Below are 22,980 nucleotides of genomic sequence, written 5' to 3'. Positions count from 1 at the left end.
TTTTATTTTTCCTGCAATCCTAATTTTTTAATCAGTGGTTTGATGGTCAAACCTTGAATCAGTAAGGAAAAAAGGACAACAGCAAAAGTCAGCAGCAAGATTGTTTCACGCCCCTCGAAATTTGCGGGGAGACTGAGGGCTAAAGCAATTGACAAACTTCCTTTCAACCCGCCCCAATTCAATAAAATCCGTTCTTTACGATTCAGGGATTTGGCTGGCATTGTGCTGAAGAAAAGAGCAATGACTCTGGCCGCAATAACGATGAAGATTGCCAAGAAGATAATCGACCATTGCCCAGAAAAATCGATATTGCGGATTTCCAAACCGACAATCAAAAAGATAAGTGAATTGGCGATAAGTGTAATGACATCCCAAAATGAATTAATATTGCGTTTCGTTGTCTCTGACATCCCAATTTTGCCGCCGTAATCATTAAAGACGAAGCCGCCTGCCACTACAGCGATTACTCCTGATACATGAAGATGTTCAGCTATGAAATAACTGCCGAAAAACATTAAAGCCGAAATGGCGATTTCAAAAGGATAGTCATCGTAAAAACGGATAACTTGTGAAAAGAGGAAGCCAAGAATAATTCCAACTAATATTCCTCCTATAGCAAAACGAAGAAACAGCCAAATTCCGCTCCCTAAACCCAGCCATCCCATTTCAATGTAAGTCAGTAAATAGACAGACGATATTTGAAAAAGGACGATGGCGATTCCATCATTGAATAAAGATTCGCCTTCCATAATCGTTGAAATTTTCTCTGAAACTCCAGCTGTTTTAAATATGGACAATACACTGATGGGATCGGTTGCACTCATTAAAGCAGCAAATGTAAAAGCCACTGCCAAGGGCAAACCGATCAACAGGTGGGTCGAGAAACCGATTAAGACAAACGACAAAAACGTACCACCCAAAGCAAGCCCAATAATTGTTCCTCTCCGCTTGTACAAATGATGAAACGGCAGTTTTAACGTAGCATCACCCAGTAGGATGGGGAGAAATAAAGAAATGATGATGACTTGAAAAACCTCTGACTGGGTAATGAATTCTTCCGCCTGGTCAATGAAAGGAAAAGGCAAGGTGATGGTTCCCAATAAAAGACCTACTAAAACCAGAGCAATTGTATCGGGCTGATTAATTTTTCTTGCTATCCCAACAACTGCTATTGCAATGGCTAGTAACACCAGTATTTGGATGAATACTTCATCGAATTCATGCATGAGCCACTTTCCTTTCTATTTGATTACTTATTTTATCTATATCCTCCCACCCGCCATAAGTAAACGCATTCCTCTAAAAGTCTTAGCCTTTGACTTAAATAAATAACCAAATAAAAACAGCCTCCAATTAAGGAGACTGTCCATTTCTCTATTTTGTCCCATAAAAATCAGATTTCCTATTAGTCGTCTTGCTAGCTTCGCTTGTTAGCTGGAACAACCTAGCCAGATTAAGACAGAGAGAATATCCGATAGAACTGATAGATACGATTTTTTGATACCCTCTACTTTAAAAATGAAAATTTACTTACCTCGTATAAATCGTCACAAAAGATGGACGCGGGAAAATATTTGGACGCTTGTCGATGCCTTCCTCCGTGCCACGCTTCGCGTGGGCATGACCATAAGCTTGTGATTCCTGCCAATCTTTGAACGATTGCTCATCTTGCCATAGCGTCAGGATGGTATAAGTATCCGAATTCAGTGGACGCAGTACGCGGATTGCCGCAAAGCCAGGTTCTTTTTCAACCATTCCCGCTCTGTTCTGAAAGCGCGACTCGAAAAGCTCGCGTCCTTCTTCCGTCACCGGAATGTTATTGAATACCGCGTAGTAGCCATCGTTGATGTCGCCTACAGCATTCAGCACTTTATATGCTTCTGCTCCCTGCAGCCCAGGTCCGCCTTCCGCTTCGTAAAGCAATACGGCCTCTTCGTCATTCACTAGATAAATCAGTCGCGCATTCGCCAAGTTCGCCATCAGCATCATTGCCTGGTCGCGGTGGCCTGTCCATTTATACAATTCCATTGCCAGCACCTCTTCCCACTATTTCTACCCTTTTATCTTATCGTTTCCGATGAAAAGAATCTATTCAGACCATTCTTCATCAAACGCAAAAACCGATCTGAAAGTTTCTCAGACCGGTTTTTCATTAATACTATTCTTTAAAGCAGAGCCCAGCGCTTGTCGCGGCTAGACGGCTGCCTCCGCTTTTCTTTACTGTCCAGCTCCAGCGCCCAGATTCTAGGGTCATAAGCCAACCCAGTTGCGTGGCACAGTACGCCACACTCCTGGTCTGTCTTATGCCCGTCGAATCTACATGGCTGCCTCCGCTTTTCTTCATTGTCCAGACTCCAACGGCCAACTCCTCGGGTCATAAGCCACCCTGACTATGCGGCAAAGGACGCCGCTTCGTCAGATCGTCTTATGCCTTTCAGAGCTGAACGGCCGTTTCCGCTTTTCTTTACTTAACCCAACCCAAAATCATTTCGCGCATCAGCTTGCTGGCTGTGTTTGCGGTTTGGTCGGAATGGTCGTAGACAGGCGCAAGTTCCACGAGGTCAAAGCCGACGACGTTGACGCCTGATGCCGCGATTGCGTGGATAGACGCCAGCAATTCGCGGGACGTGATGCCGCCTGCGTCGACGGTCCCCGTGCCCGGTGCGTGTGCAGGGTCCAATACGTCCATATCGATCGTCACGTAGACATTGCGTCCTTCAAGTGTCGGCAAAATTTCTTTTAACGGCTCGAGCACTTCAAATTTAGAAATGTGCATGCCTTGTTCTTTTGCCCATTCGAATTCTTCTTTCATTCCAGAACGGATACCGAACGAATACACGTTCTTCGGTCCGATATGGTCTGCAATCTTACGGATTGGTGTCGAGTGTGAATACTCCTCACCTTCGTAGTTTTCACGAAGATCCGTGTGTGCATCAAAATGGATGATCGCCAAATCTTCGTATTTGCTGGCGACTGCTTTCATGACCGGCAAGGACACTAAATGTTCGCCGCCCATGCCCATAGGGATTTTGTTATCAGCCAAAAGCGTATGGACGTAAGTTTCGATTTCAATCAGGCTTTTTTCCGGATTACCGAATGGCAATGGAATGTCGCCTGCATCAAAAAACTTTACGTCTTCCAGCTCGCGGTCAAGATACGGGCTATATTCTTCAAGCCCGATGGAGACTTCACGAATTTTATTTGGGCCAAAACGGGATCCCGGACGGTAGCTGACTGTCCAGTCCATTGGCATACCGTAAAGAACGGCTTTTGATTCTTCATAATTCGGATGGCTTTTGATGAATACTTTTCCTGAGTAAGTCTCGTCAAATCTCATCGCTTATTCTCCTGTCAGGTCTTTCACGAATTTCGGCAATACGAAAGCAGCGTTATGCAGCTCAGGCGTGTAGTATTTCGTGTCGATTTCGTGGAAACGCTCAGCCGGAACTTCCAGCGGGTTGTATTTTTTTGAGCCGATCGTGAATGCCCATAGGCCGCTTGGGTAAGTAGGGATATTCGCCAAGTACAAGTTCGTGATTGGGAAAATCTCTTTAACATCGCTTTGTACCTGCTTGATCAAATCCGCTTTAAACCATGGGTTATCGGATTGAGCAACAAAAATACCATCTTCTTTCAAGGCTTTCGAAATGCCTGCATAGAAGCCTTTTGAGAATAAGTTCACTGCCGGTCCAACCGGTTCAGTGGAATCCACCATGATGACATCAAATTCGTTGTCAGATTCTGCAATGTGCATGAAACCGTCGCCGACAATCACTTCCACACGTGAATCTTCCAAGCCTGAAGCGATGCTTGGCAGGAATTTCTTCGAGTACTCAATCACTTTTCCATCAATGTCGACAAGCGTCGCTTTTTTGACGGATGGGTGCTTTAGGATTTCACGGATGACGCCGCCATCGCCGCCGCCGACAACCAGCACGTTTTCCGGGTTTGGATGCGTAAACAATGGAACGTGCGCAACCATTTCATGATAAACGAATTCGTCTTTTTCAGAAGTCATGACCATGCCGTCCAAAAACAGCATATTGCCCCATTCTGCTGTTTCCGCCATTTCCAAATATTGAAAATCTGTTTGTTCCGTGTGAAGCGTCTTGTTAATCTTCATTGTAATCCCGAAATTCTCTGTCTGTTTTTCTGTATACCAAAATCCTGCCATCTATAATCAAACTCCTTTTCATTCTGAATCAAATCCACTTAAAAAAGTATAAGTGTTTTCAATAAAAGTGCAATATTTTTTTCCTCTTCCTCTTTACCCGCTGGAAGTGCCGCTACACTCAAATAAAAAGGTTTCCTGTACAGGGAATCTTTTTCCCTTCACAGAAAACCTTTTTAAAGCCTGATGGAGCGGAGAAAGAGACATGAGGCATTGGGCTTGGGTTTGATCGCAATGGCTCACGGCACTTGCTCGCTGTCAGGTGTCCTAGCTTTCTATTGAAAAGCTATAGTTCTAGTGTACTGCCTTTTATAGACAACTTCAACCATCCGTTGGGAGCAAATTGAAATGTCACATTCTGTTCAAAAAACTGCATTTTGATACTTATTTCGCTTTGACAAAGTCCTTCTTTATTGGCCAAGCGGATTTTCTTACTTCCGTCCAAGATCCTGATGCAGCTGTTCAGCACTGCGCTGCCACATTTCTGGATTATGCGTCTCCAAGTACTCGGCTAAAACCTTTTTCGATGGTTCATCCATATGGTCGACAAGGATTTTGCGTTTCATCGATTTGTCCATGCGGTTGACATGATCGGCCAGAATTTTGTAGCCACGGCGCTTTTCACGGTTAACGACCATTTCGCACGCTGCTACGCCTGCGTAATAAGGACCCTCTGGATTAAAATCAATGGTGATCCAAACAAGCCAATAATCTTTTCCGCCAGCTGAATCCTCCCGGTTGGTGGTGAACTTGATGCCGCGCTCTACTTCACTGCGGGCGTGCATCGCACCGATATCAATAAATGCTTCTTGCTCCGCCACGTCGATAAACAGTGGAGAGACGTTCTCCAAAGACAAAGAACCGATGCCATAGCCTTTATGGCCGCCGGTCGGGTCATTTTTTATAATAGTAAAGCCTACTTTTTGTTTTGGTTTTTCTTCGTTCGCCATTGTCTGAATCCTCCGTTCTGCTATGATGATAGTATTCTGAAGAAAAGGAGCTGTATCCATTATGCCATACGTCACTGTAAAAATGCTTGAAGGCCGCACAGAAGACCAAAAACGTGCACTTGTCGAGAAGGTATCCGAAGCTGTTTCTGAAACAACAGGCGCACCAATCGAAAATGTCACCGTCTTTATCGAAGACATGAAGAAAACCGATTATGGAACAAAAGGCAAACTTTTTTCAGATCAGTAAAAAACTACTCAAAAACTCCCGTAGTGGGAGTTTTTTACATTTCCACCTTTTTCTATGAACGCAAATCCTCAATAAAAGCAAAAGCCTCATCTATTTCCTCAGCAGTAAAGTTCAGTTTCCCTTTGACGACATGCAGCTTTTCAATTTGTTCTTGGCGGTTTAAATTGTCAAAATACAGCAAGGTCGCAGTCAATTCCAAAAAACGGCCACTTTTGGCATTTAACTTTCCAGCAGTCAATGGGTTATCCAAAATTGATTTGCCCAACACTTTGCGGAATTCCATGCCTTCTTCTGTCACGCTGTATTTATATTGAACGTACGAGCCTTTGTCTTCCAATGCTTCTGACAAAAACCCCATATCGCATAATTCCTCTACACGAGCAGTCAATTCCTCTGAATACGGTCCGTATATATGAAACTCGTATTTTTCCTGAAATGGCATGTCCATCTTTTTCATTATGTAAATCATTTTCTGCAATTTCTTGCGGCCGGTAACACCTTCCGCTGTGGCAATAAAGTCCACGATTTTTGCGTGTTCCTGGAGCAACTAGAGCCCTCCTTCTCGAAGCATTTCCAAAATTTGCTGCTTGATGGCTTTTTTCTTGCCGTCGATCAGCAGTTCAGCCGGAAAATACAATTTGTAATCGGTTCTGCGTTTGCCTGAAATAGCATCTACAATTTGGGACAAACGCGATAATTCCTTGATGTCGCCGCTTGGCATCAGCAAGTGGATCGGTAGACGCTCTTCTTCCTCTCCCGGGCGATAGAAATCGTAGGGCAGGTCGGAAGTCGAGTCATCAATCAAATAATATTCCGGGTCGATGCCGGCAGAATGAAATAGCTGCGCCAGTTCGCCAAGCTTTTTGTAATCCTTGCCTGGATCAAAATCGACATATTGGAACAGGCGGCGGTTGACGAAACGGTCGCAAAGGTCTGACAAAATTGGATCGCGTTCGGTCATCCATAATTGGAAATAGGTCATCAGGACTCCTTCATCCAGCGCCAAGTACTCTTTCAATGTAAAGCTGCGGTCGAAAAACGCCAGGAAATGCGTCGGCGGCTGCTCGAATTTATAGCCGCTCCCGCTCAACTCCTTCGCGCGTTGCAAAATCTTGCGCAAAATCACTTCCGCGCTGCGTGCAACAGGATGGAAATAGACCTGCCAGTACATCTGGTAGCGGCTCATGATGTAATCTTCGACCGCGTGCATGCCGCTCGACTTGATGACAACCTGGTCATCAAGCGGCCGCATGACGCGAAGAATCCGCTCCATGTCAAAATGGCCATAAGAAACCCCTGTATAATAAGCATCTCGCTGGAGATAATCCATGCGGTCAGCATCAATCTGACTGGAAATCAGGGACACGACTTGTTTATTGGAATAGGTTTTGGCAATGACTTCTGCCACTTTCTTCGGAAATTCTGAAGATACTCTCAAAAGGATTTCATTGACCTCTGTGTCTCCCAGCAGGATTTCCCGTGTGAACATTTCATGGTCGACTGAAAAGACCTTTTCAAACGAATGCGAAAATGGTCCGTGCCCCAAGTCATGAAGAAGCGCCGCGCATAATACCACGAGCCGTTCGCTTTCATCCCACTCCGGTCGGCCATGGAAAATGTCATCCGAAATTCTGCGGACAATTTCATAAACACCGAGCGAGTGGTTGAAACGGCTATGTTCCGCCCCGTGAAACACTAAATACGAGGTGCCCAATTGCTTGATCCTGCGCAAACGCTGAACTTCACGCGAATTGATCAGATCCCAAATCACTTGGTCGCGCACATGAATATACCGGTGAACCGGATCTTTGAAAACTTTTTCCTCAGCTAATTTTTGCGTTGCGTAGCTCACTCGCGCACCTCCGAATTTTTCATGTAACAGCTATTCTACACCAGCGCCTCTCCTCTATTCAAGAGGACGTTCAAGCATTTTCCCGTTGCGCTCAACCACACGCTCTAAATAAAATCCGTACAATTCCGTCTCATCGGGCTGCAGCGGCATCGGTGCGGGTGCACCTATCAATGCATGAAGATCCAATACCACTTCCTGGACTGTGATCTTTCTTTCCAGCAGTTCACTGAGTGACGCCATCGTTTCGGGTTTTATTTCTGGATAGTTGAATTTTGTTTCTTTTCCTTGCAGTCCTGCTTCGTAGAAATCGCGGATAACTTCTGCGCGTTCCGATCCGCTGCCCTCAATGCATAGATACACCTGCACCGCAATGCCGCGGCGGATTCGGCGCTGCGAAATGCCGGCGAATTTTTTACCGCCAATGCTGAGGTCGTAGGAACCCGGGCAATAGGAGCCGACGATTTCATAGGCCTCGATTGCGGCTTCAGGAAACAGTTCCTGCACCAATTCAAGCATCAATTCATAGCCTGCCGAAATGTCGATGGCCTTGTCTTTTTCCGATAGTACCAAGGAAATATTCAAGACACCGGCATCCAGCACAACCGCCAGCCCGCCTGAATTCCGGACAATTGGCGTAAAGCCATGTGCTCTCAAGACTTCCATGCCTTCATTGATATGCGGCAGCCGGTGGTCTTGGATGCCCAATACCACCGTGTCATCATGGACCCAGGTGCGGACAGTCGGGGCGCTTTTCCCAGATCCGACCAATTCACATAAGGTATCGTCCGCAGCAAATGATTCGAGTGCGGAACGGCCTTTGGCGCTCAGGGACTGGTCCCAGAAACGCCAGGATGTTTCTTCAAAAAATAATGGCATGCCTATTTCTCCTCTTCCTGCAATTCCTTGTCTTCAGTTTACCCTTTTCAGCAGTCGCTGAAAACCCATGGCCGACATGTCAAATTGGTGACAGCCATTAGTTTTAAAGGAAGTTGGATGGGCGTTGTGATAAACTGGATGATGAGAGATTTACATTAAAAGGAGTGTTTGAGTAATGAATGAAGCAGCGATTACATTAGACGGCTGGTACGTCCTCCACGATTTCCGCTCGATGGATTGGGTATCATGGAAAATGCTGACGGACGAAGAACGCCAATTCGCGATCGACGAATTCCAAGCATTTATGGACAAAATAAACCAAGCCGATGAAAATAAAACCGGTGCACACGCATTGTATTCAATTGTTGGCCAAAAAGCTGACTTGATGCTGATGATGCTACGTGAAACAATGGACGAATTAAACGAACTGGAAACAGAATACAATAAGCTGACATTGATCGCTTATACCGTTCCTACTTATTCTTACGTTTCTGTTGTCGAGCTTTCCAACTACCTGGCTGGAAAATCAGACGAAGATCCATACCAGAACCCGCATATCCGCGCGCGCCTATACCCAGAGCTTCAGCGTTCACAGTACATCTGCTTCTACCCGATGGACAAACGCCGCGATGGCGACGACAACTGGTATATGCTACCGATGGACACTCGCAAAGAGTTGATGCTGTCACACGGCAAAATCGGCCGCAGCTATGCCGGCAAAGTAAAACAGATCATTTCTGGATCTGTCGGCTTTGACGACTACGAATGGGGCGTTACTTTGTTCGCAGACGACGTTCTTCAATTCAAGAAATTGATCTACGAAATGCGTTTTGACGAAGTCAGCGCGCGCTACGCAGAATTCGGTTCATTCTATGTGGGCACACGCCTGGATGCCGAAAGAACCGCTAAATTTTTGGAAGTTTAATTAATTTATGCATGATGAAAAGCCGCCTTTTTAGGCGGCTTTTTGTTTTAATTTTATTTGGAATGCACCTCATCATGAAATCAGCGCCGTTTTTCAGCTGGAATTTCCCATTTATTTGGATATACTTTCTGTTTCAAGTGAAATACTTTCTATTGCAGCATAAATACTTTCCAAAGCAACGGGTTTACTTTCCAAATCACCTTATTTACTTTCCGCACCCTAAAAAAGGGCAATCCGCATAAAACGGATTGCCTTTTTGCCTATTATTACAATGCTTTTACTGCAGAAATAATGACCATTACCCAGGCGGCGAGAAATGCAACGCCGCCGATTGGCGTGATGGCACCGAGAATGCTGATACCTGTCAAGCTCAAGACGTATAGGCTTCCTGAAAAAATGACAATTCCGGCAAGCATCAAATAGCCTGCCCAGTTCAATGATCCAAGTAGCCCGAGCAGAGACGAACTCATCAGAATCGCGATGACCATCAAGCCGACTGCATGGAACATTTGATACTGCACGGCAGTCTGCCACGTATCCAAATACTTGTCCGCAACGCGCCCTTCCAGCATATGCGCGCCGAACGCACCAAATGCCACAGATAACAAGGCGTTAATCGCTCCGGCAATCAAGAAAAACTTCATATTCGACTTCCTCTTTCCATTTAAAATTCAAACAGCGAATCGCCGTTTGCGTCTTCTTCTTTCAGCTTGTTGACAGCAGTTACCGTCTGCGTCTGCGGCTGAGGGGAAGCAAGCGGCACAGCACGCGGTGGTTTATTGTCGGTCATCGGTTGATCGTCTTCCAGCAGCAAATCACATAAGGCGCGGATTGCCGAGACAGATTCGCGGACTTTCGCAGGATCGCCGCTTCGCGCGCGTGTTGTGTGCTTATCGATTTCATTTAAAATACGCATGGTGTCGATGGCCATGTTACAGCCCCCTCTCCGTTTTGAATTACTTCCAGTTTACCACGCCACTTTGCTGCAGGTCAGTCCAAACAGAAATCGATGGGCTCTTGTCCACGGCTTTGTAACAGACTGTTCACTTTTGAATACGGCCGACTGCCAAAAAATCCACGGCTTGCACTAAGCGGACTTGGGTGAGGCGCTTCGAGTATGGCATGCTTATCCAGATCGATGAGCCGTTTTTTCGTTTGAGCTGGCTTACCCCAAAGCACAAAAATGATTGGTTCGTTGCGTTCAGACAATTTCCGGATGACTTCGTCTGTAAAGGTTTCCCAGCCTTTATTGCGATGGGAATTCGCTTCTCCGGCTCTTACCGTCAACACCGTGTTCATCATCAGCACGCCTTGATCGGCCCATTTTGTCAACGTGCCGTCTTTCGGCTTGTCGCAGCCAAGGTCTTCCTTCAATTCTTTGAACATATTGCGCAAACTCGGCGGATGCGGAACTCCCGGTTGAACCGAAAAACTCAGGCCATGCGCCTGATTGGGTCCGTGATACGGATCCTGTCCCAAAATGACGACTTTGACATCTTTATACGCCGTATGTTCAAAAGCCGACCAGATATTTTCTTTAGCTGGGTAGATTGTTTTATTGGCGTATTCTTCTTTCAAAAACTCGCGCAGTTCCAAATAATACGGTTTCTCGAACTCTTCACCCACGACATCTTGCCAATCGTTTTGAAAAATCTGTTTCCCCATACCCATCACTCCTCGAATTCTACTGTTACATCATAATCGACCAGTCCGAACATTTCTTGCACAGAACGGGCTGCATTGTTTTCTGCAGTCTGCAATACACCTTGACCTTCCGCCTCTTGCATCATTAAATTCTTTGCCTCTTCGGCAAGCTCGTAGGCTTCCGAGATGTCGGCGCCGCTGCGGAACAACCCTTCATACGAATAAACTTCAACCTGATCCATGAACAATTCCGGTCCGCCTAAAAATTCTGCGGACGGTAAAGTCAGAGTTGCAGTCTGCGCTTCTTCATCAAGAACGATATCATCTTCCGTCACTTTGGAAAAGTCGATGCCTGCCCGGACCGAACCCGGAATGACAACAAGCAATTGGCGTTTCGTACCAGGCAGGTCAAGCCCGATTTCCTGGCCGAACACCGCGTTATCCTGCCGTTCAATAATGACTTTGGAAAAAGCTTCCGCTGTGGACAATTGGTTCAATTCCTGAATCTGCTCCAGGAAAGCGCCTTTACTTTCTGTTGCGGTACTGCCTTTGATCATCCAAAATGTTCCCAGTGGCAAAGCTACTAACAGCAACAGCAATATCGCAATCAGCACCAAAAAAGAATTTCGCCAGACACTCATCATTAATTTGGCGCTTTTCCAGAAGCCGGATTCCTTCGTTTCTCCTTGTTCTTTCATTTCTTCCAATAAACGCTCGATCTCCGTCAATTTCGGATCTTTCGCCAATAAAACCCCTACTTTCTTATATTCTATTCATCCTTGCTTCATGTTACGATTATCTAAAGGAGCGATCAGCATGGCGGATTGGCGCGAAAAAATTACCAATGTCTCAAAAACCAAAGGCACGACGGCTCCAGAAGGCGCGAAACGCGCCGGATTGGGCTGTCTCGGCCTGATCATAGTAGCTGTTTCCATTCTAACATTACTTATTGCGATTGGTCTTTTCAAAAGCGGCTTTGCCTTAATGGGGGTTTTCACCACCATCTTTTTGCTTATCTGCATTGCTACATCAGCACTTCTGCTTGTGCCGAATAAGCGCAATCCATTGTAAATGTTCGAATTTTTGTTAAAATGGGAGCAATGACACAATCCACTTAAAGGAGTTTTACGAATGACACTCAAAAAAACCCTAACCATCGCCGGTTCAGACACTTCTGGCGGAGCAGGCATACAAGCAGACTTAAAAACTTTCCAGGAACACGGAACATACGGCATGAATGCACTGACTGTCATCGTCACGATGGATCCTGAAAACGGCTGGAGCCACGGCATTCACCCGATTGCTTTGGATACACTCGATGCCCAATTGAAAACAGCATTCTCTACAGGCGTTGACGCATTGAAAACTGGGATGCTGCCGACTGTCGATATTATCGAAATGGCAGGAAAAGCGATCGCCGGTTCCGGAATTAAAGACGTGGTCATCGATCCGGTAATGGCATGCAAAGGTGAAGACGAAGTTCTCTTCCCTGAAAATGTCGATGCGATGATCAAGTATTTGTTGCCGAATGCAAAAGTTGTTACACCGAACCTGGTAGAAGCAGGACAATTATCAGGACAAGGCTCATTGCAAACAGTCGAAGATATGCAGACAGCTGCTGAAAAAATCCACGCACATGGTGCGGAGTTCGTTGTCATTAAAGGCGGCAAGCAACTAAAACATGAAAAAGCAGCGGATTTGCTATTTGACGGCAAGACGCATTACCTGCTGACATCCGAAAAAACAGACACCACCTATAACCACGGCGCAGGCTGCACATTCGCAGCGGCCATCACTGCTAACCTGGCAAACGGCCAATCAGTCAAAGACGCTGTATTGAACGCAAAAATCTTCGTGGCAACAGCAATCCAGCACGGTTGGAAGCTGAACGAATACGTCGGCCCGGTTATGCACGGAGCTGCTTCTAAGTTCACAAAACCGGAAGTTGAAGTAACTGAATTATAAGATGTCTAAAATTAACTGCCGCGTAAAGTCATAAAATGGCTATACGCGGCAGCTTTTTTTGACGATTGGGAATGTCTTCTCTTATAAAGCATCCTAATCGCATTCTCGCGCATAATTCCCTATACTGATAGAATACCGATTCAATAGGAGGAACATCATGGAACTAGTCGAAGTAAAAAAATTGCAAGTTGAGCTGGATGCATTTGCAGGCAAAGATGTCTACCTTCATTTGGAAACGACAAACGGCTCGTACGCTACACATTTCAACGAAGGCTTTTTTAATGCCGGCGCTTTTATTCGAAACGTCGTCATCAATTACGAACTCGGAAAAGTGGTCGGCGACAGTCCGCATCGTGTCGGATTGAAATTGCCGCATGGCTGGGTCTATGCGCAAGGCATTACACATTATGAATTGGATGACCAGGGCCGACTCTTGCTTGCAGGACATGACGGCACTGGAAAATTGGCGGTGGCGCTGCAAATCAGCGAAACACCGTTCAGTTATTAAGGGAGGGACTCATTATGACAATTCCACAAGAACGCCATGTGCTGGTCGTCTTCCCTCACCCGGACGATGAAGCGTTCGGAGTTTCAGGAACGATCACCACACATATTCAGCAAGGCACCCCGGTTACATACGCGTGTCTAACACTTGGCGAGATGGGCCGAAACCTCGGCAATCCCCCATTCGCTACAAGAGAATCCTTGCCGGTAATCCGCAAGAAGGAACTTCAAGCCTCTGCAGATGCGATGGGACTGACAGATCTTCGCATGATGGGACTGCGTGATAAAACCATTGAGTTTGAAGACGACGAGAAGATGGTCGGGCTAATGACGGATTTAATCGAAGAACTGAATCCTTCGAAAATCATCACCTTCTATCCGGACTTTGCTGTTCACCCAGACCATGAGGCAACGGCGCGTGCAGTTGTCCGTGCTGTTCGCCGCATGAAGGATCGGCCAACTTTGCATTGCGTCGCTTTTGCGAACAATACATTGGAGATGCTGGGCCAACCTGATGTGGTCTATGACATCCGTGAAGTCCGCGACCAAAAAATGAATTCCATGAAAGCCCATATTTCCCAAACTGCTTGGATGCTTGAAGAAATGGAACACAAGCTTCAACAAGGAGATACCGAGACTGAAAACTGGCTGACAAAAGAACGGTTCTACAATTATCGATGGCATGAGGATTTTGAAAAATCCTTTTAAAAAACAACCCCTCAATTTTTTATTTTTTGAGGGGTATTTTTTATGGACGTTTTCAGATAATATAAACATTGGCAGTAAAGCGTTTTCAAAGGGGAAAGCGCTGTATAATCAATACCAATCATGTGTATTCATGCACGAAGAAAAGGGGAATTATTTGTGAAAAAGTTTTCTACTTCAACCTGGCTATTATTTTTGATTCCTTCTTTACTCGGAATCCTGCTGTTCCTGGTTCCAATTCCAACCGAAGATGGCTGGATGGTAACCATTGCCGTTCTTGCCAATCTCATGGCGGGATCCATCGAATCCATTGTACCGTGGATCATGATGGTCATTTTGATTGTGGCAGCATTAGGCTCTTTAGTTTTTATTACGAAGAAAGTTAACGAAACAGAACATGTGTCATTTATCGATAAGCTCTTTAATGTTAGTCTTTTCTGGACCATTGTCCGGATTCTTGGAGCAGTTTTTGCAGTTATGGTCTTGTTCCAAATCGGTCCTGAGCCAATCTGGAGTGAAAATACCGGCGGACTTCTTCTATCAGGGGACGGGCTCTTGTCCTTCCTGTTTACTATTTTCCTATTTGCCGGATTGTTCCTGCCGCTTCTGATGAACTTCGGCTTATTGGAATTCTTTGGAACGATGATGGTCAAAATCATGCGTCCGCTTTTCCGTTTACCTGGCCGTTCATCTATTGATGCTTTGGCTTCATGGGTCGGAGATGGCACCATCGGCGTATTATTGACAAGCAAGCAGTACGAAGCGAATAAATACACACAGCGTGAAGCGGCGATCATCGGAACGACCTTCTCAGTTGTATCCATCACGTTCGCTATTGTCGTCATTCAGGAAATCGGTCTTGGAACTTACTTCCTGCCTTATTATGCTACTGTCATCTTAGCAGGCATCATTTTGGCACTCATTATGCCGCGCCTTTACCCGTTATCAAAAAAACCAACTACTTTCATGGACGGTTCGCCACAGGAATCCCAGTCTGAGGATGTTCCAAAAGGCTATAGCGTTGCTTCCCACGGAATTGAAAATGCATTGACAAAAGCGGAAGATAACCGCTCGATCAGCAAGTTCTTCAAGGATGGCTTTAAGAATGTGCTTGATATGTGGATCGGCGTTGCGCCAGTAGTCATGGCGTTCGGTACGGTCGCATTGATCTTAGCGGAATACACTCCTATATTCTCCATACTTGGCACGCCATTTGAACCGTACTTGCGATTGCTGGGTGTTCCAGAAGCAGCTGAAGCTGCACAATTGATGGTCGTCGGTTTTGCCGATATGTTCCTGCCAGCTATTCTTGGTGCTGATATCGAGTCTGAAATGACACGATTTGTCGTTGCTACCATGTCCGTCACTCAATTAATTTATATGTCTGAAGTTGGTGGATTACTGCTCGGTTCTAAGATCCCTGTCAATATTCTTGATCTGATCATCATCTTCTTGCTTCGCACAATCATCGCTTTGCCGATTGTTGTGGGAGTTGCACATCTCTTATTCTAAGAAATACAAAATGCCATCCGCGTTATGCGGATGGCATTTTTTTACAGCATATTTTTTATCGGGATCTCTTTAAACGAACTGCAGCTTTTTTTTTAATTTTTCCAGCATATCGAAAGTCATCCCATCCAAATCGTATGAAGCTTTAAAACCCCACTCCGTTTTGGCGGCTGAAGCATCAATATGATCCGGCCAGCTGTCTGCAATTTCCTGTCTTGCAGGATCGACAGCGTAAGACATTTTAAAATCAGGAATATGCTTGCGAATTGATGCCGCAATTTGTTCAGGCTCAAAGCTCATCGCCGTCACATTAAAAGCATTCCGGTGAATCAATTTGGCAGGATCTGCTTCCATCAAGTCAACGATGGCCTGCAGTGCATCCGGCATATACATCATATCCATATAAGTACCTTCTGCAATATAGGACGTGTAGCTGCCCTGCTCGATCGCTTTGTAATAGATGTCAACTGCATAATCGGTCGTGCCTCCGCCCGGCTGTGCTACATTTGAAATCAAGCCCGGGAAACGGACACCGCGCGTATCGACGCCAAATTTCGTAAAGTAATAGTCACACAGCAGTTCGCCTGCTACTTTGTTGACACCGTACATGGTGGTTGGACGCTGCAAGGTGTCCTGCGGCGTATTTTTCTTAGGTGTTGAAGGACCAAAAGCTCCAATGGAACTGGGTGTGAAAAATTGCATGCCAAGCTCACGAGATGCTTCGAGCGCATTTACCAAACCGCCCATATTCAGGTTCCAGGCAAGCAGCGGGTTTTCTTCAGCAGTCGCTGACAGCAAAGCTGCCATATGAACCATTGTATCCGCTCCAAAATCCTTTGCTAAATCATGCATTCTCTGTGCATCGGTAACATCCAAAATTTCAAAAGGACCGGATTGATCATCAGTCTGGCGAATATCTGTCGCCAATACATTGTCGTTGCCGTAAATACCACGCATTTTCCCGACAAGCTCAGACCCTATCTGTCCCAAAGCACCTGTAATCATAATTCGTTCCATTTTCAACACTCCTTTTCCTCAAAACATTTGTCCTGTCTAAAAACACAAAAAACAGCTTATAAACCTTGTTGATTTAACCTTTAATATTAAGCTATTATAAGATGTTCTCTTTAAAAACACAATTAATTTTTAAAGAAAGATTAAAAAGAGCTGTATTTCATTTGGCAGAGACTTCCATATTCGTGTATAAACAGTGGATGCCCACGTAAGGATAATACTCCCCTCATTTTGCGTTCACTTCATTTGAGACTGTTGGATAAGCATGCTATAATAAATCAGCTTCGGGATTCCGCTGAGATTGAACGGCTCTTTTTCCTTTTTTTTATTTTTAAACCTACTATTCCAGTTGGTAAAACAGGCTTTATTATTAAAATTAATTATTTAAGGAATAAAAATAAGGGGTATAGACATTCATGAAGGAATCGCAAAACAAAAAATTATAAAAGAGTAGAGGAGAATTTTTATGAAGAAATTTAGTTTAGCGTTTTTATTATTAGTAGCAATGCTGGTTTTAGCGGCTTGCGGCGGTGGATCTACAGAAGAAGATCCAACTACAGATGACGCAGCGGAGAACAGCGGTTCAGGAGAAGATTTACTGGCTAAGGTGCAAGAAGAAGGAACCTTGGTTATCGGTACGGAAGGAACTTACCCTCCTTTCACTTTCCACGATGCTTCAGGAGAGCTGACTGGCTTTGATGTTGAAATTGCACGTGAAGTGGCGGAGCGTCTTGGCGTCGAAGCGGAATTCCTTGAAACACAATGGGATGCTATGTTTGCAGGATTGGATGCTGGTCGCTTTGATATGGTTGCCAACCAAGTTGGGATCAATCCGGAACGTCAGGAAAGCTATGAGTTTTCAGATCCATACATCACTTCTACTGCAGTACTTGTAGTTGCAGAAGACAATACTGAAATTCAAAGCTTTGAAGATTTGGAAGGAAAATTGTCTGCTCAGTCACTGACAAGCAATTACGCTGAAACAGCAACTTCATTTGGTGCTGAACTTGAAGGCGTCGAAGGATTCAACCAGGCAATTGAATTATTGAACTCAGGACGCGTGGATGCAACAGTCAATGACAATTTAACTGTTTTGGATTTCTTGAACCAACGTCCTGATGCTAATGTAAAAGTGGTTGATGAGTCTGAGGATGCTGCACAAAGTGGATTATTGTTCCGTCAAGACAGCGGCGCAATTGTGGACGAAGTGAATCAGGCCTTGGCTGACATGATCGAAGATGGAACATACGACGAAATTTCCGAAAAATGGTTTGGTGAAAATGTACTTGAATAGTATTTTCTCAGATCCCGTCAGAATGGAGCGGCTTGTGGATATTGCACAATCCTCATTTGTTCCATTAATCGAGGCAACGCTTCAATTTACTCTGCCTCTATCAATCATTTCGTTTATTTTAGGATTGGTACTGGCGATTTTGACAGCATTGGCTCGAATTTCAACGGTTAAGATTTTTCAAATCATCGCCCGCATCTATGTATCAATTATTCGCGGGACACCTTTGTTGGTTCAGTTGTTTATCTTGTTTTATGGATTGCCGACACTTGGCATTACCATCGATCCATTTCCGGCGGCAGTGATCGGTTTCTCCTTGAACGTCGGGGCTTATGCTTCCGAAGTTATCCGGGCAGCCATCCTGTCCATTCCAAAAGGCCAATGGGAAGCAGCTGATACAATCGGCATGTCTTACACGCAGTCTCTTCGGCGCGTCATTTTGCCGCAGGCATCACGTGTTTCCTTGCCTCCCTTGTCTAATACGTTCATCAGTTTAATTAAAGATACGTCACTCGCATCTCTTATTCTGGTTACCGAGATGTTCAGAGTTGCACAGCAAATTGCCGCGACCAATTATGAGTTCCTATTATTGTATGGACAGGCGGCATTGCTATACTGGATTATCTGCTTTGCCTTGTCACTGGTTCAAGGTAGGCTCGAAAATCGCTTTGACCGCTATGTTTCCAGATAATAAAAGCAGTTCACTGATTGCAGTAAGGAGCACACTATGATTTCAATCAAAAATTTGCATAAAAAATTTGGTGATCTTGAAGTATTGAAAGGCATTGATGCAGATGTCCAAAAAGGTCAGGCCATTGTGGTCATCGGGCCTTCAGGTTCCGGGAAAACGACTTTCCTGCGCTGCCTCAATACTTTGGAAACCCCCACTTCCGGTTCCGTGACGATTGACGAACAAACTGTCGACTTTTCAAAACCGTTGTCGAAAAAGCAAATCATGGCTTTTCGCAAGCAATCGGCTATGGTCTTTCAGCATTACAATCTATTCCCTCACATGACGGCTCTTGAAAACGTCATGGAAGGGCCAGTCACCGTCCAGAAGCAGGACAAAAAACTGGCTAGAAAAAAGGCCGAACAGCTCCTGACAAAAGTCGGACTTGGTGAAAAGATCAATGAATATCCCTTCCAGCTAAGCGGTGGACAGCAGCAACGTGTCGGCATCGCGCGTGCGCTGGCGCTGGAGCCGAAAGTAATGCTCTTCGACGAACCGACATCCGCACTCGATCCCGAATTAGTCGGTGAAGTGCTGCAGGTCATGAAAGATCTGGCTGCCGAAGGCATGACAATGGTTGTGGTGACACATGAAATGCGTTTTGCGAAAGGTGTGGCTGACGAAGTGCTATTCATGGACGAAGGCCGCATCGTCGAACGCGGCAAGCCGGAAGATATTTTCAACCACCCGACAGAAGAACGCACACAGCGCTTTTTGAGCCTCATTCAAAAAGCGGAGACTATTTAAAGAAAAGCGCAAGCGCCCGTGTAGATTTGACGGGCATAAAGAACAAAAAAACTCGCGACCCTTTGGGATTCGCGAGTTTTTTTGTCATTTTTCAATAATATGCGATTTGACAGTCAGCTTTTTCAGCTGCGCCTGATCTACTTCCACACCGAGGCCTGGCTTTCCGGATAGCAAGACATAAGGATGCTCATAAACCAGATCCCCGATTTCTTCACTGAAGAGCAAGGGTCCGGTCAACTCAGTGCTTTCAATATTGATGCGCGACATGGCCACATGATAGCCTGCTGCTGAACCAACGGATGATTCGACCATGGAGCCAATTTGGCACAGCATGCCGGCTGCTTCGGCAACTTTCGCCATTTGCACAGCATGAAAAATGCCTGCACACTTCATCAATTTGATATTGATGACGTCAGCGGCCTGCAATCGGATGATTTCGAGCAAGTCTTCCATGGACTGGATGCTTTCATCCGCCATAATCGGGACTGCGGTCTTCGAACGAATCTCAGCTAATCCTCGAATATCCCCCATACGAATGGGCTGTTCGATCCAGGCGATATCGGCTCCTTCCAACTGCTTAATCGCCGCTACTGCAATTCCCGAAGACTTCCAGCCTTGATTGACGTCCACACGGATCGGCATTTCTTTACCGACCGCCGCACGAACCGCTAAAATTCGATCCACGTCTTCCTGAGCCTGCCCTTTCCCCACTTTCAGCTTAAGGGAGGCATAGCCCCTTTCAACAGCTTGTTTAGCTTTTTCCGCCATGATTTCCGGCGCTTCAATACTAAGGACTCTCGGGTAGTCTAAATGAGCCGTCGCCTGCCCCCCGATCAGGTTATAAACAGGCTGACCCGTCGCCTTCCCCATCAAATCGTAACAAGCGATATCCACAGCGGCTTTGGCAGCTGAATTCTTTGCCATCAGCGCATTCATCTTCGAATGGATGGCTTCGATATCAAATGGGCTCATTCCAATAATTGCAGGGAGGAACAACTCTTTCAATATTTCAAACGCTGCGGTGAAATACTCTCCTGTCACGTGCTCGTCCGGAACGGCTTCTCCGTACCCTGTCAATCCGGTATCCGTTTCCAACACCACAATCAAAGCCGGCATATCGGGATAAGTCGCATAGGAAATGATGAATGGTTCGTTGAGTGGAAATCGGACCGCATGCAATGACGCTTTTGTGATTTTCATTTGACAGCCTCCAGTAGATTTAACTTGTTGTATACTTACTACTATAGTGAAATTAAACAATGATTGGTATTTTATTTTACATACAAAGGAGTTTTGCAGATGGAATTAACTCAACGAATTGAATTGCTGTATCCTGAAATGGTAGAAACAAGAAGACATTTGCACATGCATCCTGAGCTGTCGCATCAGGAAATCGCGACTCCCGCTTTTATCGCAGACCGATTGGAAGAAATGGGTGTAGAAGTTCGCCGGGGAGTTGGCGGGCGCGGAGTCGTCGGCACCATTCGCGGCGGAAAGCCTGGAAAGACCATTGCTTTCCGTGCTGATTTCGACGCCTTGCCGATTGACGATCAGAAAGACGTCACTTACAAATCTACCATTCCCGGTGTCATGCATGCTTGCGGCCACGACGGGCATACTGCCGCTTTGCTGGGTTTCGCCAAAGCGATGATGGCCGTTCAGAAGGAGCTGCCGGGCACGATTGTGTTGATCCATCAATTTGGTGAAGAGCTGTCGCCTGGCGGTGCCCGGGCGATGATTGAGGATGGCTGCCTGGACGGTGTCGATGCTGTTTACGGTGCTCACCTGCAAAGTAAAATGGAAAGCGGCCGTATTTATTTGCGTGACGGCTTTCTGCAGGCTTCTGAAGATGCAATCAAAATTATTGTCCATGGCTCTGGGACCCACGGCGCAGAACCGCATACTGGCGTCGATCCAATTCTTGCCGCCAGCCACATTATGGTGGCCATGCAATCCATCGTCAGCCGCAGCGCCGATCCACTGAAAGAATTGGTCGTTTCCATTGGGAAATTCCATGCCGGCGATGCCGACAACGTCATTCCAAGCAAAGCTGTGCTGGAAGGCACGATTCGTGTATTTGATCCTGAGCTTCGGAAGCTTGCCAGCCAGCGCCTCCGGACGATTGTGGAGAATGTGGCTATCGCTATGGGCGCCACAGCTGAAGTGATTATCGAAACAGGCTACGATTCACTTTGGAACCACGCGGCAGAAGCTGATGTAGTCCGCATTGCCGGACGGGAAGTTTTAGGCGAAGAAAACGTTGTGGAAATCGATCCGGTCATGCCGGTTGAAGACTTCACTTATTTCACACAGGCGAAGCCTGGAGCTTACTTTTTCGTCGGTGCAAAAATGGCGGACAGCCAGTCTGTTTTCCCCCATCATCATGAAAACTTCGATTTTAATGAAACCGCAATGCTGGTAACGGCGAAACTTTTTGCCGGGATTTATTTTGAAGCGCAAGGATTGTCTGCGGACAGTATTTCGGCTGGTTTGGACAGTATTTGAGAAGTTTGGACAGTATTTCCCGCCGTTTGGACTGTATATTGCAACATTCGGACTGTATATCCTATACCTGGAAATAAAAACACGCCCGGCAGCGTAAAGCCGGGCGTGTTTTCGTCTATTACTTGATAACGCCTAATTCTTTGCCGACTTTTTCGTAAGTCGCAATGGCTTCATCCAGCATTTCTTTCGTATGGGCAGCTGTTGGCATGTTGCGTACGCGGCCAGTGCCTTTTGGAACGGTCGGGAAGACGATTGATTTGGCATAGACGCCTTCTTCAAATAAACGCTTCGAAAATTCCTGCGTCAGTTTTTCGTCACCGATGATGCAAGGAGTGATTGGTGTTTCTGAATGGCCAATATCAAAACCTAATGCATCCAGGCCTTTTTTCAAGTAGTCGCCGTTGTCCCACAGCTTATCATGTAGTTCTGTAGAGTCGATGATCATTTGGACCGCTGCTGTGATGGCTGCAACGTCACCAGGTGTTACTGCCGTCGAGAACAAGAATGGACGCGAACGGACTTTCAACCAGTCGATCAAGTTTTTCTTGCCGGCTACATAACCGCCAACAACGCCTACTGCTTTGGATAAAGTACCCATTTGCATATCGATCTCTTTTTCAAGTCCGAAATGTTTAACGGTCCCTTTTCCTTTACCGGTAACACCTGAGCCGTGTGCATCGTCAACGTATGTGATTAAGTCGAATTCTTTGGCGATTTCCACGATTTCAGGAAGTTTGGCAATGTCGCCATCCATTGAGAAAACGCCGTCTGTAATGACCATGACTTTATTGTACAAACCAGATTCCGTTGCTTCTTTCGCTCTTAAGCGCAAGTCTTCCATATCGGAATGCTTGTACGCAATGATTTTCGCTTTTGACAAGCGGCAGCCATCAATGATTGATGCATGGTTTAATTGATCCGACAGAATCGCATCGTTCTTGTCCATTACAGCCGAAATCGCGGCCATGTTGCAGTTAAAGCCGGACTGGTAGGAAATCGCCGCTTCTGTCCCTTTGAACTCAGCCAACTTCTCTTCCAATTTCACATGCAGGTCAAGTGTCCCGTTGATTGTGCGGACTGCACCTGCACCGACACCGTATTTATCGATGGCATCTTTAGCTACTTGCTTCAGGTCTTCATTGGTTGCAAGACCTAAGTAATTATTTGAAGACAGATTGATCAATTCTTTGCCGCGCACTTTGATCGTCGCGCCGTTCGGTCCTTCAACCGGATCAATTTCATTGTATAGACCCTGTTCTTTTAATTCTGTTAAGTTTTCATCTAAAAATGCATCTAATTTTTTTGACAATGTCCTCTTCCTTTCACAAACGATTTCAGTTTCCAT

Annotated in this window: 26 protein-coding genes; 11 read left to right on the top strand and 15 right to left on the bottom strand. The window is 45.8% G+C overall.

Translation table 11 applies throughout. The features are described from left to right. Positions 1 to 2: 2 nt before the first annotated feature. From FQV26_RS03715 to FQV26_RS03695, 5 genes are all read right to left on the bottom strand, one after another. Positions 3 to 1,226, bottom strand: a complete 1,224-nt coding sequence (locus FQV26_RS03715) for a cation:proton antiporter (RefSeq protein ID WP_146556020.1) — start codon at positions 1,224 to 1,226, stop codon at positions 3 to 5. Between the two features lie 304 nt (positions 1,227 to 1,530). After that, positions 1,531 to 2,028 carry an antibiotic biosynthesis monooxygenase family protein gene (locus tag FQV26_RS03710; protein WP_146556019.1) on the bottom strand — a complete coding sequence of 166 codons (498 nt, stop codon included), beginning with the start codon at positions 2,026 to 2,028 and terminating at the stop codon, positions 1,531 to 1,533. Between the two features lie 436 nt (positions 2,029 to 2,464). Next, positions 2,465 to 3,337, bottom strand: coding sequence for an agmatinase (speB, locus tag FQV26_RS03705; protein WP_146556018.1), 873 nt, complete (start codon positions 3,335 to 3,337; stop codon positions 2,465 to 2,467). A gap of 3 nt (positions 3,338 to 3,340) precedes the next feature. After that, complete coding sequence (gene speE / locus FQV26_RS03700) at positions 3,341 to 4,174, bottom strand: spermidine synthase (protein WP_065525486.1); 834 nt, start codon at positions 4,172 to 4,174, stop codon at positions 3,341 to 3,343. A 428-nt stretch (positions 4,175 to 4,602) separates the two neighbouring features. Continuing rightward, positions 4,603 to 5,121 (bottom strand): YwhD family protein, encoded by a 519-nt coding sequence (locus FQV26_RS03695; protein WP_146556017.1) that lies wholly within the window; start codon positions 5,119 to 5,121, stop codon positions 4,603 to 4,605. 61 nt (positions 5,122 to 5,182) lie between these two features. Here FQV26_RS03695 and FQV26_RS03690 point away from each other — a divergent pair, with 61 nt between their 5' ends. Continuing rightward, positions 5,183 to 5,368: a 2-hydroxymuconate tautomerase gene (locus tag FQV26_RS03690; protein WP_038704761.1), complete on the top strand. Its 186-nt coding sequence runs from the start codon at positions 5,183 to 5,185 to the stop codon at positions 5,366 to 5,368. A gap of 52 nt (positions 5,369 to 5,420) precedes the next feature. On the opposite strand, the gene FQV26_RS03685 is transcribed toward FQV26_RS03690, so the two are convergent. Genes FQV26_RS03685 through lipL form a run of 3 tightly spaced genes read right to left on the bottom strand, consistent with a single transcriptional unit; the run spans position 5,421 to position 8,096 of the window. Beyond that, positions 5,421 to 5,915, bottom strand: coding sequence for a YwgA family protein (locus FQV26_RS03685; protein WP_146556016.1), 495 nt, complete (start codon positions 5,913 to 5,915; stop codon positions 5,421 to 5,423). Then, complete coding sequence (locus FQV26_RS03680) at positions 5,916 to 7,220, bottom strand: HD domain-containing protein (RefSeq protein WP_146556015.1); 1,305 nt, start codon at positions 7,218 to 7,220, stop codon at positions 5,916 to 5,918. It lies immediately after the preceding gene. 54 nt (positions 7,221 to 7,274) lie between these two features. Further along, on the bottom strand, positions 7,275 to 8,096 hold the full coding sequence (gene lipL, locus FQV26_RS03675; protein ID WP_146556014.1) for an octanoyl-[GcvH]:protein N-octanoyltransferase: 822 nt from the start codon (positions 8,094 to 8,096) through the stop codon (positions 7,275 to 7,277). 175 nt (positions 8,097 to 8,271) lie between these two features. On the opposite strand from lipL, the gene hemQ reads away from it, so the two are divergent. Then, positions 8,272 to 9,021: a hydrogen peroxide-dependent heme synthase gene (gene hemQ / locus FQV26_RS03670; RefSeq protein ID WP_146556013.1), complete on the top strand. Its 750-nt coding sequence runs from the start codon at positions 8,272 to 8,274 to the stop codon at positions 9,019 to 9,021. Between the two features lie 266 nt (positions 9,022 to 9,287). Here the strand turns inward: hemQ and FQV26_RS03665 are convergent, their stop codons facing one another. Genes FQV26_RS03665 through FQV26_RS03650 form a run of 4 tightly spaced genes read right to left on the bottom strand, consistent with a single transcriptional unit; the run spans position 9,288 to position 11,411 of the window. Continuing rightward, complete coding sequence (locus FQV26_RS03665; protein WP_146556012.1) at positions 9,288 to 9,665, bottom strand: DUF423 domain-containing protein; 378 nt, start codon at positions 9,663 to 9,665, stop codon at positions 9,288 to 9,290. Between the two features lie 20 nt (positions 9,666 to 9,685). Beyond that, positions 9,686 to 9,952, bottom strand: coding sequence for a YwdI family protein (locus FQV26_RS03660; protein ID WP_146556011.1), 267 nt, complete (start codon positions 9,950 to 9,952; stop codon positions 9,686 to 9,688). A gap of 59 nt (positions 9,953 to 10,011) precedes the next feature. Beyond that, positions 10,012 to 10,686 carry a uracil-DNA glycosylase gene (locus FQV26_RS03655; protein WP_146556010.1) on the bottom strand — a complete coding sequence of 225 codons (675 nt, stop codon included), beginning with the start codon at positions 10,684 to 10,686 and terminating at the stop codon, positions 10,012 to 10,014. A gap of 5 nt (positions 10,687 to 10,691) precedes the next feature. Continuing rightward, positions 10,692 to 11,411, bottom strand: a complete 720-nt coding sequence (locus FQV26_RS03650; protein WP_146556009.1) for a DUF4230 domain-containing protein — start codon at positions 11,409 to 11,411, stop codon at positions 10,692 to 10,694. 70 nt (positions 11,412 to 11,481) lie between these two features. Between FQV26_RS03650 and FQV26_RS03645 the strand changes: the two genes are divergently transcribed. The 5 genes from FQV26_RS03645 to FQV26_RS03625 all read left to right on the top strand — a co-directional run bounded on the left by FQV26_RS03645 (position 11,482) and on the right by FQV26_RS03625 (position 15,351). Then, positions 11,482 to 11,736, top strand: a complete 255-nt coding sequence (locus FQV26_RS03645; protein ID WP_146556008.1) for a hypothetical protein — start codon at positions 11,482 to 11,484, stop codon at positions 11,734 to 11,736. Positions 11,737 to 11,796: 60 nt separating this feature from the next. Next, positions 11,797 to 12,630 carry a pyridoxine/pyridoxal/pyridoxamine kinase gene (gene pdxK, locus FQV26_RS03640; protein WP_146556007.1) on the top strand — a complete coding sequence of 278 codons (834 nt, stop codon included), beginning with the start codon at positions 11,797 to 11,799 and terminating at the stop codon, positions 12,628 to 12,630. Between the two features lie 157 nt (positions 12,631 to 12,787). Then, positions 12,788 to 13,138, top strand: coding sequence for a YojF family protein (locus FQV26_RS03635; protein ID WP_146556006.1), 351 nt, complete (start codon positions 12,788 to 12,790; stop codon positions 13,136 to 13,138). 14 nt (positions 13,139 to 13,152) lie between these two features. Next, complete coding sequence (gene bshB2 / locus FQV26_RS03630) at positions 13,153 to 13,842, top strand: bacillithiol biosynthesis deacetylase BshB2 (RefSeq protein WP_146556005.1); 690 nt, start codon at positions 13,153 to 13,155, stop codon at positions 13,840 to 13,842. A 156-nt stretch (positions 13,843 to 13,998) separates the two neighbouring features. Beyond that, positions 13,999 to 15,351 carry a YjiH family protein gene (locus tag FQV26_RS03625; protein ID WP_146556004.1) on the top strand — a complete coding sequence of 451 codons (1,353 nt, stop codon included), beginning with the start codon at positions 13,999 to 14,001 and terminating at the stop codon, positions 15,349 to 15,351. Between the two features lie 69 nt (positions 15,352 to 15,420). On the opposite strand, the gene FQV26_RS03620 is transcribed toward FQV26_RS03625, so the two are convergent. Further along, positions 15,421 to 16,365 carry an L-threonine 3-dehydrogenase gene (locus FQV26_RS03620; RefSeq protein ID WP_146556003.1) on the bottom strand — a complete coding sequence of 315 codons (945 nt, stop codon included), beginning with the start codon at positions 16,363 to 16,365 and terminating at the stop codon, positions 15,421 to 15,423. Between the two features lie 463 nt (positions 16,366 to 16,828). Here FQV26_RS03620 and FQV26_RS03615 point away from each other — a divergent pair, with 463 nt between their 5' ends. Genes FQV26_RS03615 through FQV26_RS03605 form a run of 3 tightly spaced genes read left to right on the top strand, consistent with a single transcriptional unit; the run spans position 16,829 to position 19,130 of the window. Next, the gene (locus FQV26_RS03615; RefSeq protein WP_146556002.1) at positions 16,829 to 17,656 is read left to right on the top strand and encodes an amino acid ABC transporter substrate-binding protein; all 828 of its coding nucleotides are present in this window, start codon (positions 16,829 to 16,831) and stop codon (positions 17,654 to 17,656) included. Next, the gene (locus FQV26_RS03610; RefSeq protein WP_146557755.1) at positions 17,643 to 18,344 is read left to right on the top strand and encodes an amino acid ABC transporter permease; all 702 of its coding nucleotides are present in this window, start codon (positions 17,643 to 17,645) and stop codon (positions 18,342 to 18,344) included. Before FQV26_RS03615 ends, FQV26_RS03610 begins: the two co-directional genes overlap by 14 nt. 36 nt (positions 18,345 to 18,380) lie before the next feature. Then, the gene (locus FQV26_RS03605; RefSeq protein WP_146556001.1) at positions 18,381 to 19,130 is read left to right on the top strand and encodes an amino acid ABC transporter ATP-binding protein; all 750 of its coding nucleotides are present in this window, start codon (positions 18,381 to 18,383) and stop codon (positions 19,128 to 19,130) included. 84 nt (positions 19,131 to 19,214) lie between these two features. Here the strand turns inward: FQV26_RS03605 and FQV26_RS03600 are convergent, their stop codons facing one another. Further along, positions 19,215 to 20,330: a mandelate racemase/muconate lactonizing enzyme family protein gene (locus tag FQV26_RS03600; protein WP_146556000.1), complete on the bottom strand. Its 1,116-nt coding sequence runs from the start codon at positions 20,328 to 20,330 to the stop codon at positions 19,215 to 19,217. Positions 20,331 to 20,429: 99 nt separating this feature from the next. Between FQV26_RS03600 and FQV26_RS03595 the strand changes: the two genes are divergently transcribed. Next, entirely contained in the window at positions 20,430 to 21,635 is a 1,206-nt protein-coding gene (locus FQV26_RS03595) for a M20 metallopeptidase family protein (RefSeq protein ID WP_146555999.1), read from the top strand. A gap of 118 nt (positions 21,636 to 21,753) precedes the next feature. On the opposite strand, the gene FQV26_RS03590 is transcribed toward FQV26_RS03595, so the two are convergent. Beyond that, positions 21,754 to 22,944: a glycine C-acetyltransferase gene (locus FQV26_RS03590; protein WP_146555998.1), complete on the bottom strand. Its 1,191-nt coding sequence runs from the start codon at positions 22,942 to 22,944 to the stop codon at positions 21,754 to 21,756. Positions 22,945 to 22,980: the final 36 nt, after the last annotated feature.

The sequence above is a fragment of the Planococcus sp. CPCC 101016 genome (assembly GCF_007859295.1).
Classification (GTDB): Bacteria; Bacillota; Bacilli; order Bacillales_A; family Planococcaceae; genus Planococcus.
The sequence above is the reverse complement of the archived record's forward strand: the minus strand, read 5'-3'. Positions and strand labels throughout refer to the sequence as shown.

Excerpts from the sequence above, each read along its gene's own strand:
- pdxK (WP_146556007.1), top strand. The coding sequence starts at position 11,797 with ATGACACTCAAAAAAACCCTAACCATCGCCGGTTCAGACACTTCTGGC.
- FQV26_RS03610 (WP_146557755.1), top strand. The coding sequence starts at position 17,643 with ATGTACTTGAATAGTATTTTCTCAGATCCCGTCAGAATGGAGCGGCTT.
- bshB2 (WP_146556005.1), top strand. The coding sequence starts at position 13,153 with ATGACAATTCCACAAGAACGCCATGTGCTGGTCGTCTTCCCTCACCCG.
- FQV26_RS03665 (WP_146556012.1), bottom strand. The coding sequence starts at position 9,665 with ATGAAGTTTTTCTTGATTGCCGGAGCGATTAACGCCTTGTTATCTGTG.
- FQV26_RS03690 (WP_038704761.1), top strand. The coding sequence starts at position 5,183 with ATGCCATACGTCACTGTAAAAATGCTTGAAGGCCGCACAGAAGACCAA.
- FQV26_RS03655 (WP_146556010.1), bottom strand. The coding sequence starts at position 10,686 with ATGGGGAAACAGATTTTTCAAAACGATTGGCAAGATGTCGTGGGTGAA.
- FQV26_RS03710 (WP_146556019.1), bottom strand. The coding sequence starts at position 2,028 with ATGGAATTGTATAAATGGACAGGCCACCGCGACCAGGCAATGATGCTG.
- speE (WP_065525486.1), bottom strand. The coding sequence starts at position 4,174 with ATGGCAGGATTTTGGTATACAGAAAAACAGACAGAGAATTTCGGGATT.
- FQV26_RS03595 (WP_146555999.1), top strand. The coding sequence starts at position 20,430 with ATGGAATTAACTCAACGAATTGAATTGCTGTATCCTGAAATGGTAGAA.
- speB (WP_146556018.1), bottom strand. The coding sequence starts at position 3,337 with ATGAGATTTGACGAGACTTACTCAGGAAAAGTATTCATCAAAAGCCAT.
- hemQ (WP_146556013.1), top strand. The coding sequence starts at position 8,272 with ATGAATGAAGCAGCGATTACATTAGACGGCTGGTACGTCCTCCACGAT.
- FQV26_RS03715 (WP_146556020.1), bottom strand. The coding sequence starts at position 1,226 with ATGCATGAATTCGATGAAGTATTCATCCAAATACTGGTGTTACTAGCC.
- FQV26_RS03605 (WP_146556001.1), top strand. The coding sequence starts at position 18,381 with ATGATTTCAATCAAAAATTTGCATAAAAAATTTGGTGATCTTGAAGTA.
- FQV26_RS03615 (WP_146556002.1), top strand. The coding sequence starts at position 16,829 with ATGAAGAAATTTAGTTTAGCGTTTTTATTATTAGTAGCAATGCTGGTT.
- FQV26_RS03620 (WP_146556003.1), bottom strand. The coding sequence starts at position 16,365 with ATGGAACGAATTATGATTACAGGTGCTTTGGGACAGATAGGGTCTGAG.
- lipL (WP_146556014.1), bottom strand. The coding sequence starts at position 8,096 with ATGCCATTATTTTTTGAAGAAACATCCTGGCGTTTCTGGGACCAGTCC.
- FQV26_RS03695 (WP_146556017.1), bottom strand. The coding sequence starts at position 5,121 with ATGGCGAACGAAGAAAAACCAAAACAAAAAGTAGGCTTTACTATTATA.
- FQV26_RS03635 (WP_146556006.1), top strand. The coding sequence starts at position 12,788 with ATGGAACTAGTCGAAGTAAAAAAATTGCAAGTTGAGCTGGATGCATTT.
- FQV26_RS03600 (WP_146556000.1), bottom strand. The coding sequence starts at position 20,330 with ATGAAAATCACAAAAGCGTCATTGCATGCGGTCCGATTTCCACTCAAC.
- FQV26_RS03645 (WP_146556008.1), top strand. The coding sequence starts at position 11,482 with ATGGCGGATTGGCGCGAAAAAATTACCAATGTCTCAAAAACCAAAGGC.
- FQV26_RS03660 (WP_146556011.1), bottom strand. The coding sequence starts at position 9,952 with ATGGCCATCGACACCATGCGTATTTTAAATGAAATCGATAAGCACACA.